This window comes from Serratia marcescens (assembly GCF_029846115.1).
Lineage (GTDB): Bacteria > Pseudomonadota > Gammaproteobacteria > Enterobacterales > Enterobacteriaceae > Serratia > Serratia marcescens_L.
On sequence record NZ_JARVZZ010000001.1, the window covers coordinates 4,887,672 to 4,899,313 of the forward strand.

An 11,642-nucleotide genomic window follows, 5' to 3' on the forward strand; every position below is an offset into this window, starting at 1 on the left:
TGACAAATGACACGAATTGCTAAATTATCCGCACGGCTGAACATTTACATTATTAGTCACCGTCGTTACTATCTCGAACGAAATTAATGAGGCCCTAAATTATGGAAAGCTCGTTTGCCCCCATAGAACAAATGCTGAATTTCCGCGCCACCCGGCAGAAAGACTTCCCGTATCAGGAAATCCTGCTGACCCGCCTGTGCATGCACATGCAAGGCAAGCTGCTGGAAAATCGCAACAAGATGCTGAAGGCGCAGGGGATTAACGAAACACTGTTTATGGCGCTGATTACCCTGGATGCGCAGGAGAGTCACAGCATCCAACCTTCTGAGCTAAGCTCTGCCTTAGGCTCCTCGCGCACCAATGCGACCCGCATCGCCGACGAGCTGGAGAAACGCGGCTGGATCGAGCGCCGGGAAAGCGACAACGATCGCCGCTGCCTTCATCTGCATCTGACGCCGCAGGGGGAAGAATTTCTCAGTCAACTGCTGCCACCGCAGCACCAATGTCTGCATTTCCTGTGGTCCACGCTGACCGACGATGAGCAAAAACAGCTGGAACAGCTGACGCGCAAATTGCTGGCACGTCTGGATCAAATGGAAATCACAGAACAGTTATCCTAATTCACAATTTCTGTTCAGGTACCTACTTATGCGATCCCCATTTAACTGGAGATTCACCCCGCTGTTCGCCGTGTTGCTGCTGGCCGGGTGTGCTTCGACCGATAATATTGCCCCGCAATCCACGCTGATGGATCCGCAGAGCCTGCAGTTGGCTCAGCCGAAAGTCAGTTCGCTGGCCGTCAGCCCGCAGTGGTGGCGCGCCCTCAAGGATCCGCAGTTGGACGCCTTGATGACGCAGACGCTGCAAAGCTCGCCGACCCTGCGGCAGGCCGCCGCCCGCGTGCGCGAAGCGCAGAGCGTGGTGGGTGAAGCCAGCGCCGCCAACGGGCCGAATCTGGATCTGAACGCCAGCACCCAGCGCCAACGCGTGCCGCAAAACGTCAATATGGGGTTGGGGTATCCGCATAAGCCGATCTACGAAAGCTCCAATTCGCTGGGGTTGAACCTGGCGTACGAGTTCGACTGGTGGGGCAAATACCGTAACCAGGTGAACGCCGCCAAGGCGCAGGTCAACGCCGCACGCGCCGAGCAGGAACAGGCGGCGCTGACGCTGACCAGTTCGGTGGCGTCCGCCTACTATCAGCTGCAGAGCAATCTGGCGCTCGAGAAACTGCTGCAACAGGAAGTGAACAACAATGAACGCCTGACCGCACTGCGTCAACAGCGCTATCAGGCCGGCCTGACCGGCGTCGACGTGCCGCAACAAACCCAGGCGCAGTCCGACGTTGCCAAGCAGCAGATCCTGCAGCTGCAGTCGCAGATCGAACAGCTCAGACACCAGCTCGCCGCGCTGGCGGGCCAGGGGCCGAACGCCATGCAGCAGCTGCGTCAGGTGCCGTTGCCCGCAGACAACCTGATGGCGCCGCAGGGCGAGCTGACGGCGGATCTGTTGGGTAAACGCCCGGACATCGCCGCGCAACGCCAGCTGGTGGAGTCTTACAGCCAGCGCGTCAGCGCCGCGCGTAAAGAGTTTTACCCCAGCCTGACCATTTCAGCCTTCGCCGGCCTGATGACCACCAATACCAGTGGCACCAGCCCGAATCTGTTTGAAGCGGCCAGCCAGGCCTGGAACGTGATGCCGGCGATTTCGCTGCCGATCTTCCACGCCGGGGCGCTGCGCAGCAAGCTGGGCGAGGAATCCGCGCTGTATGACGAAGCGGTGGAATCCTACAACCAAACCATCCTGAATGCGGTACAGGAAACCGCCGACGCCATCACCATCCAGCAGAGCTCTGCGCAACAGCAGCTGCAGGCGGCGTCCGCGGCCCAGTCGATGCAACAGGTGTATCAGGTCGCCAACGCCCGTTACCAGGCAGGGATTATCGGGCGCGACGATCTGTTGACCAGCCAGACGCAGCTATTGCAGCAGCAACAGGCGGAGTTGAATGCCAGCAGCAACTTACTGCAGGCGAAGATAGGACTGATCCGTGCGCTGGGCGGTGGCTATCAGGCCCCGGCCGCAGCGGATTCGAAAGCATAATAATATAAGGCTTGGAGAACACCATGAGCGCAAGCGCGGAAATCCAAAACCCGCAGCAGCCGAGCGGCAAAAAGAAGCAGCGTAAATTTTGGCTGCTGTTGCTGACGGTTATTTTCATTGTTATAGGGGTGGCTTACTTAGTGTATTGGTTCCTGGTGCTGCGTCATCACCAGGAAACCGACGACGCCTACGTCTCCGGCAACCAGGTGCAGATCATGGCCCAGGTGTCCGGCAGCGTGAACAGCGTCAATTTTGACAACACCGACTACGTCAAGCAGGGCGACGTGCTGCTGACGCTCGATCCGACCGATGCTGAGCAGGCGTTTGAACGCGCCAAAACCGGCCTGGCCAACAGCGTGCGCCAGACCCACCAGTTGATCATCAACAGCAAGCAGTATCAGGCCAACATTGCCCTGCGCAAGACCGATCTGAGCAAGGCCGAGAACGATCTGAAACGCCGCGTGGTGCTGGGCAGCGTTGACGCCATCGGCCGCGAAGAGCTGCAACACGCTCGCGATGCGGTCGACAGCGCCAAGGCCGCGCTGGAAGTGGCGGTGCAGCAATATAACGCCAACCAGGCGATGGTGCTGAATACCCCGTTGGAACAGCAGCCGGCGATCCAACAGGCCGCCGCACAGATGCGCGATGCCTGGCTGGCGCTGCAACGAACCAAAGTGATCAGCCCCATTACCGGCTATGTCTCGCGCCGCAGCGTGCAGGTCGGCGCGCAGATCGCCGCCGGTTCGCCGCTGATGGCGGTGGTGCCGGCCGATCATATCTGGGTTGACGCCAACTTCAAGGAAACCCAGATCGCCAACATGCGTATCGGCCAGTCGGCGACAGTGGTCAGCGACGTCTACGGCGACGACGTGGTGTATCAGGGCAAAGTGGCTGGTATCGACATGGGCACCGGCAGCGCCTTCTCGCTGCTGCCGGCCCAGAACGCGACCGGCAACTGGATCAAGGTAGTGCAACGTCTGCCGGTGCGTATTGAGCTCGACGCCAAGCAGGTGGCCGACCATCCGCTGCGCATCGGTCTTTCTACGCTGGTGACCGTCGACACCGCCAACCTGGATGGCCGCGTGCTGGCCGACGTGGTGCGAGACAAACCGCTGTATCAGAGCGACGCGCTGGCGTTGAATCTGGCGCCGGTTAACCAGCTGATCGCCGACGTGATCCATGCGAACGCCGGCTAAGCGCGCGGGAGGCCATCTTGCCACAGAAACCGCTTGAAGGCGCCCAGCTCGCCTGGATGACGGTCGCGCTCGCCATGGCGACCTTCATGCAGGTGCTGGACTCCACCATTGCCAACGTGGCGATCCCCACCATTGCCGGTAACCTCGGGTCTTCCAACTCGCAGGGCACCTGGGTGATCACCTCATTCGGCGTGGCGAACGCCATCTCGATCCCGATCACCGGCTGGCTCGCGAAGCGCATCGGCGAAGTGCGGCTGTTCCTCTGGTCCACCGCGCTGTTCGTCATCGCCTCCTGGCTGTGCGGCATCTCCAACAGCCTCGGCATGCTGATCTTCTTCCGCGTGATCCAGGGCGTGGTGGCCGGGCCGTTGATCCCGCTCTCGCAGAGCCTGTTGCTGAACAACTACCCGCCCGCCAAGCGAGCGATGGCCCTGGCGCTCTGGTCGATGACCGTTATCGTCGCGCCGATCTTCGGGCCGATCCTCGGCGGTTACATCAGCGACAACTACCATTGGGGTTGGATCTTCTTCATCAACATCCCGATCGGCGCCTTTGTTATTATGGCGGCGATGGCGACGCTGAAGGGGCGAGAAACCAAAACCGAGATCAAACCGATCGATACGGTTGGCTTGGTGCTGCTGATCGTCGGCATCGGTTCGCTGCAGGTGATGCTCGATCAGGGCAAGGAGCTGGACTGGTTTAACTCGACCGAGATCATCACCCTGACCGTCGTGGCGGTCGTGGCGTTGCTGTTCCTGGTGGTCTGGGAGCTGACGGACGACCACCCGGTGGTGGATCTGTCACTGTTCAAGTCACGCAACTTCACCATCGGCTGCCTGTGCATCAGCCTGGCCTACATGCTGTACTTCGGCGCCATCGTGCTGTTGCCGCAGCTGCTGCAAGAGGTATACGGCTATACCGCCACCTGGGCGGGGCTGGCGTCGGCGCCGGTCGGGCTGATCCCGGTGCTGCTGTCGCCGATCATCGGTAAGTTCGGCAACCGGCTCGACATGCGCAAGCTGGTGACCTTCAGCTTCATCATGTATGCCGTGTGCTTCTACTGGCGCGCCTATACGTTTGAGCCAGGCATGGACTTCGGCGCTTCGGCCTGGCCGCAGTTCGTCCAGGGCTTTGCCATCGCCTGCTTCTTCATGCCGTTGACCACCATCACGCTGTCCGGCCTGCCGCCGGAACGCATGGCGGCGGCGTCGAGCCTGTCGAACTTTACGCGAACGCTGGCGGGTTCGATCGGTACCTCGATCACCACCACCCTGTGGACGCAGCGCGAATCACAGCACCATTCGCAACTCACGGAGTTCGTCAATCCGTACAACCCGCAGTCGCAGGAGATGTACCGGCAGTTGGAGCAGCTCGGCATGAGCAAGCAGCAGGCGTCGGCGTATATCGCCAACGAGATCACCGCGCAGGGCCTGATCATCTCCGCCAACGAGATCTTCTGGCTGTCGGCCGGGGTGTTCCTGGTGCTGCTGGTGCTGGTATGGGTGGCGAAACCGCCATTCAGCTCTGGCGGCGGTGGGGGCGGCGGCGCCCACTAAGCTTCAATAAACGAAACGGGCGCCCTGAGGCGCCCGTTTTTTTATCCGACGTAGAACAGATTACGCCTGATTCTGACGCCACCAGTCCGCCAGCAGAATGCCGGTCGCCACGGAAACGTTCAGGCTTTCCACTTTACCGGTGCCGCCGATCGAGACGCTCATGTCGCCCTGCTGCCAGGCGCTGTCGCTCAGACCGTCACGTTCCTGGCCCAGCACCAGCACCATCTTGGCCGGCAGCTTGGCCTGCGCCAGCGCGGTGCCTTTATGGCTCGAGGTGGTAACGATGGTGTAACCCGCCTTGCGGAAGGTATCCAGCACCGACAGGAAATCATCGGCGTTGATCGCCTTGATGTGCTCTGCACCGCCTTCTGCGGTACGCACCGCCGCGCCGGATTCCAGCAGCGCCGGATCCTGCAGCAGCACGCCGTTGACGCCAAAGTGGGCGCACGAACGGACGATAGCGCCCAGGTTATGCGGGTTACCCACTTCTTCCAGCGCCAGCACGCAGTCGGTCGCCGGTGCACTCTTCAGGTAGGTCTGCGCATCCAGGCCCTGACGCTTTTTGATCAGGAAGCACACGCCGCCGTGATGCTCGGTGCCGGAAGCCTTGGCCAGCTCTTCTTCATCCACCACGTGGTAAGCCTTGCGGTTAGCCGCCATCCAGCGCAGCGCTTCGCGGAAACGCGGGGTGACCGACTGCACGAACCAGGCGCGCACGATCGCTTCCGGGCGGCTTGCGAACAGCGCCTGACAGGCGTTTTCACCGTAAACGCGGGTTTCTTCCGCGCGCTGACGGCGCAGCTGTTCCGGATCGATAAAGCTTTTGCCGCTGATACCACCGTGATCGAACGCCGGCTCTTCATTCGGCGCGCGCGAAACGGTTCTCCACGGCGACTCGTTGCCACCGCGATCTTCAGAGCGCGCCGGACGGCGAGGACGATCGCTTTCACTGCGGCGGGAGTCGGCGCCGCGGCGATCGTTGCCGCCACGCGCCTTGTCTTGACCGGTGCGGCCCGAGCGCGCACCGTCAGCCGGACGGCCTTTGCCGGCCGGACGTTTATTCTTGTTGCGGTCGTCGCCGTTGTCGTCGTCATTGCGGACGTACATCACTTTGACTTTACCGTTCTTGCCACTAAATGAATCGTTCATTGTCTTCTCCACCAACGCGCAGGGCGCGAAGATTACCTGATGTTGGTGCACGAAGCCACCAACTTGCGCTAAAAGCTCCCAACTATCACATCCATTGAACAAACCTCATTGTTCATGCGCCGGGTTTTGCCGATAATTGTCAGCATTAAAGAAACATCTTCGCAACTGCGTTGCGGGGACCATGCTTTCTCTGTACCCGAGGTCAACATGAATACAGTTTGTGCAGCTTGCAATGCCACCAACCGCGTGCCGGAAGAACGTTTGGCGGACAACGCGAAATGCGGCCGCTGCGGCCATGAGCTCTTCGACGGTGAAGTGATCAATGCCACCGCCGCCACGCTGGACCAGTTGCTGCAGGACGATCTGCCGGTCGTGGTCGATTTCTGGGCGCCGTGGTGCGGCCCGTGCCGCAGCTTTGCGCCGATCTTTGAAGACGTGGCCGAAGAGCGCGCCGGCAAAGTGCGCTTCGTGAAAGTAAACACCGAAGCCGAGCCGGAACTGAGCGCCCGTTTCCGCATCCGCAGCATCCCGACCATCATGGTGTTCCGTCAGGGCAAGATGGTCGACATGCTCAACGGCGCGATGCCGAAAGCGCCGTTTGACAACTGGCTCAACGAGTTAGTGTAATTCGGCAAGTATAGGCCGTATCCCGCCATCGCGCGCGAACCCGCCCCGATCGAGCCCGCCCCTCCCGGCGGGCTTTTTTCTGCGTTACAATGGCGGTTTTTCCCCAGGATCGTTATGACCGACAACGCCGTACTTCGCCTGCGCCAATTCCGTTTAGACCGCGCCACCCGCCCTTTTCTGGCGCGCGGTTGCCGGGTGGCGCGTTGTCAGGGTTGCCTGCTGCCGCATAAAAACTGCCTGTGCGACACCATTCGCCCGCAGCAGGCCGGCAGCCGTTTCTGCCTGATCATGTTCGGCGCCGAGCCGCTCAAACCCAGCAACACCGGGCGCCTGATCGCCGATATCCTGCCGGACACCCAGGCGTTCCTCTGGTCGCGCACCGAGATCGATCCCGCCCTGCTGGCGGCCATCAACGATCCGACGCGGCAGCCTTACGTGGTGTTCCCCGCCTCCTACGCGGACGCAGCACGGCCGGTGTTCAGCGAGCTGCCCGCCGGCGGCAAACCGCCGCTGTTCATCATGCTGGACGGCACCTGGGCGGAAGCGCGCAAAATGTTCCGTAAAAGCCCGTACCTCAATCAATTCCCGGTGTTTTCCCTCAACGTCGACGCCGCATCGAACTACCAGCTGCGCGAAGCCAGCCGCGCCGAGCAACACTGCACGGCGGAAGTGGCCGCCGCCCTGCTGCAACAGGCGGGCGATCTGCCGGCCGCCGACGGATTGAATCAGCATTTCCGCTATTTCCGTCAACAGTATCTGGCAGGAAAACCGACCCGGCCGGAGGCACCGGTCACAGCAATGTAGCCATAAAGCGCCTAAAATCAGGCGTAACGTTGCCAAAAGGAGCCGTGCATGAGCCAGCGAGGGTTAGAAGCGCTACTACGTCCCAAATCGATCGCCGTTCTGGGCGCTTCGCAGCAGCCCGGCCGCGCCGGTAACCTGATGATGAGCAACCTGCTGGCCGGCGGTTTCGGCGGGCCCATCTTGCCGGTCACGCCGCGCTACAAGGCGGTATGCGGCGTGATGGCCTACCCCGACGTCGGCAGCCTGCCGCTGACGCCGGATCTGGCGATCATCTGCACCCACGCCAAACGCAATCTGGCGCTGATTGAAGCGCTGGGCCAACGCGGCTGCAAAACCGCCATTGTGCTCTCTTCGCCGCCGGAACAGTTCGCCGAGCTGAAGGCCTGCGCGCAGCGCTATGCCATGCGGCTGTTAGGCCCCAACAGTCTGGGGCTGCTGGCGCCGTGGCAGGGCATCAACGCCAGCTTCTCGCCGGTGCCGATCCAAAAGGGAAAACTGGCGTTTATCTCGCAGTCCGCCGCCGTGGCCAACACCATTCTCGACTGGGCGCAGCAGCGCGAAGTCGGTTTCTCCTACTTCATCGCGCTGGGTGACAGCCTGGACATCGACGTCGACGACCTGCTCGACTTTTTGGCGCGCGACAGTAAAACCAGCGCCATCCTGCTGTATCTGGAAAACATCAGCGACGCACGGCGCTTTCTCTCCGCCTCGCGCAGCGCCTCTCGCAACAAGCCCATTCTGGTGATCAAAAGTGGCCGCAGCCAACAGGCGCAGCTGCTGCTCAACAGCCAGCTGGGGCTGGACGCCGCCTATGACGCCGCCATCCAGCGCGCCGGCCTGCTGCGCGTCCAGGATACCCATGAGCTGTTCTCGGCGGTGGAAACCCTCAGCCATATGCATCCGCTGCGCGGCGAGCGGCTGATGATCGTCAGCAACGGGGCGGCGCCGGCGGCGATGGCGCTGGATGAACTGCTCGGACGCAACGGCAAGCTGGCCACGCTGAGCGATGAGAGCCTGGCGACATTGAGCGACGCGCTGCCGGATTTCATTCGCGCCGGCAACCCGCTCGATCTGCGCGACGACGCCACGCCGCAGCGCTTCCTGGCGGCTATCGAAGCGCTGCTCGACAGCCACGACTATGACGCGCTGCTGTTAATCCACGCGCCGAGCGCGGCGGCGCCGGGCACCGCCACAGCGGAAAGGCTGATCGACGCGCTGCATCGCCATGCGCGCGGCAAGCGCATCACATTGCTGACCAACTGGTGCGGCGAATACTCTTCACAAGAGGCGCGCAGGCTGTTTACCGAAGCCGCCATTCCCACCTACCGCACGCCGGAAGGCGCGGTGACCGCCTTTATGCATATGGTGGAATACCGTCGCAATCAGAAGCAACTGAAAGAGACGCCGGCGCTGCCGGTCGGCCTGACCGCCAACACCGCCGACGCCCACCGGTTGATCCATCAGGCGCTGGCCGAAGGCGCCACCCAGTTGGATACCCACGAGGTGCAATCCATCCTGCAGGCCTACGATCTGAGCACCCTGCCGACCTGGATTGCCGAGGACAGCGCCGAAGCGGTACACATTGCCGAACAGATCGGCTATCCGGTGGCGCTGAAGTTGCGTTCGCCGGATATCCCGCACAAATCGGAAGTTCAGGGAGTCATGCTCTACCTGCGCACCGCGACCGAAGTGCAGCGCGCGGCGGAGGCGATCCTCGACCGCGTGAAGCGCACCTACCCCCAGGCACGCATCCATGGCCTGTTGGTGCAGAGCATGGCCAACCGCGCCGGTGCCCAGGAGCTGCGCATCGCGGTAGAGCAGGATGCGATTTTCGGCCCGCTGATCATGCTGGGCGAAGGCGGCGTAGAGTGGCGCCAGGAAAATCAGGTGGCGGTCGCGCTGCCGCCGCTGAACATGGCGCTGGCGCGTTATCTGGTGCTGCAGGCGGTGAAAGGCGGCAAGATCCGCGGGCGCAGCGCGCTGCGGCCTTTGGATATCCCTGGGCTGAGTCGCCTGCTGGTGCAGGTCTCCAACCTGATCCTCGACTGCCCGGAGATCGCCCGGCTGGATATTCACCCGGTGCTGGCCTCCGGCAGCGAATTTACCCTGCTGGACGTTTCGATGCAGCTCGCGCCGTTCAGCGGCGATCCGCAGGCGCGATTGGCGATCCGCCCCTATCCGCATGAGCTGGAAGAGACCATCGCGTTGAAAGACGGCAGCCAGTGCCTGTTCCGCCCGATCCTGCCGGAAGACGAACCGGCGCTGAAGCATTTCATTGACCGGGTGACCAAGGAAGACCTCTATTATCGCTACTTCAGCGAGATCAACGAGTTTACCCATGACGATTTGGCCAACATGACGCAGATCGACTACGATCGAGAAATGGCCTTTGTGGCGGTGCGCGCAGACGAGATCATCGGCGTGACCCGCGCGCTGTCCGATCCGGACAACACCGACGCCGAATTCGCCGTGCTGGTGCGTTCCGATCTGAAAGGCGTGGGCTTGGGCCGGCAGCTGCTGGAGAAAATGATCGCCTATGCGCGCGCTCATGGCCTGACCCGCCTGAGCGGCATCACCATGCCGAATAACCGCGGCATGATCGCACTGGCGCAGCGGCTGGGCTTTGGCATCGAGGTGCAGCTTGAGGACGGCATCGTCAATCTGACGTTGCCGCTGCAGGCCGCCGACGTGCAGTGACCTGCGTCGCAATGCGCTACGAATCCACCACTTAACGCCAAAACATACGCACAATCGAGGCAACTAATGGTATTATCGCCCGATTATTCGGTTTATTTTTTTTAAGCCTGTGGCGTTCCGGCCATCAATCATGAGAGAAGAAACGCACTGTGATGTTGTCAAAATTTAAACGTAGCAAACATCAACAACACCTTGCACAACTGCCCAAACTCCCCCAGACGGTTGCTGATGTTCGTACGTTGTACGCGCCGTCCGATTTTCGCACCACGCTGCTGGACGCCATCGCCAACGCCACCCAACGCATCTATCTGGTGGCTCTATATCTGGAGCATGACGACGCCGGGCGCGAGATCCTCAACGCACTGTATCAGGCCAAGCAGCGGCGGCCCGAGCTGGAAATCTGCGTGCTGGTCGACTGGCATCGCGCACAGCGCGGGCGCATCGGTGCCGCCGCCGCCAATACCAATGCCGACTGGTACTGCGCCATGGCCGGCCAACATCCCGAGCAGTCGGTGCCGATCTACGGCGTGCCGGTCAATACCCGCGAAGCGCTGGGCGTACTGCACCTGAAGGGCTTTGTGGTCGACGATACCGTGATCTACAGCGGCGCCAGCATCAATGACGTTTATCTGCATCAGCATGAGAAATACCGTTACGATCGCTACCAGCTGATCACCAACGAGGTGTTGGCCGATACCCTGATCGATTACATCAAGCAGCATCTGCTCACCGCCGGCGCCGTACAGCGCCTCGATCGCAGCGATCGGCCGAAAAGCCCGGAGATCAAAAACGAGACCCGTCTGTTCCGTTTCGCCCTGCGCCGCGCCGGTTACCACTTCCGTGGCAAGGCCGGAAACGATGAGTTGGCGGTGACGCCGCTGGTTGGGCTTGGCAAGCAAAGCGTGCTGAATAAAACCATTCACCACCTGATGTCGTGCGCCGACCAGAAACTGACGCTGTGTACCCCCTATTTCAATCTGCCGGCGCTGCTGGTGCGCAACATCATTTATCTGTTGCGCCAGGGCAAACAGGTGGAGATCATCGTCGGCGACAAGACCGCCAACGACTTCTATATTCCGGAAGACCAGCCGTTCAAAATCATCGGCGCGCTGCCCTACCTGTACGAGATCAACCTGCGCCGCTTTCTGAGCCGCTTGCAGCGCTATATCGACACCGGGCAGCTGATCGTGCGTCTGTGGAAGGATGGCGATAACAGCTATCACCTGAAAGGCATGTGGGTAGACGAAGAGTGGCAGCTGATTACCGGTAATAACCTTAACCCGCGCGCCTGGCGGCTGGATCTGGAAAATGCCATTCTGATCCACGATCCCAAGCAGGAAATGCGCGAGCAGCGGCAAAAAGAGCTGGAATGCATCCGCACTCACACCACCGTGGTCGGTCACTATCAGGAGCTGCAAAGCATTCAGCAATACCCGATCAAGGTGCGTAAGCTGATTCGCCGTCTGCGGCGTATCCGCATCGATCGGCTGATTAGCCGTATCCTGTAAACACT

The 11,642-nt window shown here is 61.2% G+C and carries 9 protein-coding genes; 8 read left to right on the forward strand and 1 reads right to left on the reverse strand.

The window, feature by feature from the left end; genetic code table 11:
- The first annotated feature begins 101 nt into the window (after positions 1-101).
- Genes mprA through emrB form a run of 4 tightly spaced genes read left to right on the forward strand, consistent with a single transcriptional unit; the run spans position 102 to position 4,852 of the window.
- A complete protein-coding gene (gene mprA, locus QDT79_RS23400; protein WP_025160249.1) occupies positions 102-620 on the forward strand; it encodes a transcriptional repressor MprA in 519 nt (172 codons plus the stop codon).
- A 28-nt stretch (positions 621-648) separates the two neighbouring features.
- On the forward strand, positions 649-2,100 hold the full coding sequence (locus QDT79_RS23405) for an efflux transporter outer membrane subunit (RefSeq protein ID WP_308317133.1): 1,452 nt from the start codon (positions 649-651) through the stop codon (positions 2,098-2,100).
- 23 nt (positions 2,101-2,123) lie between these two features.
- Positions 2,124-3,296 (forward strand): multidrug efflux MFS transporter periplasmic adaptor subunit EmrA, encoded by a 1,173-nt coding sequence (gene emrA, locus QDT79_RS23410; protein WP_063990641.1) that lies wholly within the window; start codon positions 2,124-2,126, stop codon positions 3,294-3,296.
- A gap of 17 nt (positions 3,297-3,313) precedes the next feature.
- On the forward strand, positions 3,314-4,852 hold the full coding sequence (emrB, locus tag QDT79_RS23415; protein ID WP_063990642.1) for a multidrug efflux MFS transporter permease subunit EmrB: 1,539 nt from the start codon (positions 3,314-3,316) through the stop codon (positions 4,850-4,852).
- A gap of 60 nt (positions 4,853-4,912) precedes the next feature.
- Here emrB and QDT79_RS23420 read toward each other — a convergent pair whose 3' ends face one another.
- The gene (locus tag QDT79_RS23420) at positions 4,913-6,001 is read right to left on the reverse strand and encodes a tRNA/rRNA methyltransferase (RefSeq protein WP_063990643.1); all 1,089 of its coding nucleotides are present in this window, start codon (positions 5,999-6,001) and stop codon (positions 4,913-4,915) included.
- A 207-nt stretch (positions 6,002-6,208) separates the two neighbouring features.
- On the opposite strand from QDT79_RS23420, the gene trxC reads away from it, so the two are divergent.
- The 4 genes from trxC (at position 6,209) to pssA (ending at position 11,637) form a co-directional block, all read left to right on the forward strand.
- Positions 6,209-6,628: a thioredoxin TrxC gene (gene trxC / locus QDT79_RS23425; protein ID WP_004928868.1), complete on the forward strand. Its 420-nt coding sequence runs from the start codon at positions 6,209-6,211 to the stop codon at positions 6,626-6,628.
- 114 nt (positions 6,629-6,742) lie between these two features.
- The gene (locus QDT79_RS23430) at positions 6,743-7,432 is read left to right on the forward strand and encodes a tRNA-uridine aminocarboxypropyltransferase (RefSeq protein ID WP_107228086.1); all 690 of its coding nucleotides are present in this window, start codon (positions 6,743-6,745) and stop codon (positions 7,430-7,432) included.
- A gap of 48 nt (positions 7,433-7,480) precedes the next feature.
- Positions 7,481-10,129, forward strand: coding sequence for a bifunctional acetate--CoA ligase family protein/GNAT family N-acetyltransferase (locus QDT79_RS23435; RefSeq protein ID WP_308317134.1), 2,649 nt, complete (start codon positions 7,481-7,483; stop codon positions 10,127-10,129).
- Between the two features lie 152 nt (positions 10,130-10,281).
- Positions 10,282-11,637: a CDP-diacylglycerol--serine O-phosphatidyltransferase gene (gene pssA / locus QDT79_RS23440; protein WP_063990646.1), complete on the forward strand. Its 1,356-nt coding sequence runs from the start codon at positions 10,282-10,284 to the stop codon at positions 11,635-11,637.
- The last annotated feature ends 5 nt before the right edge of the window (positions 11,638-11,642 follow it).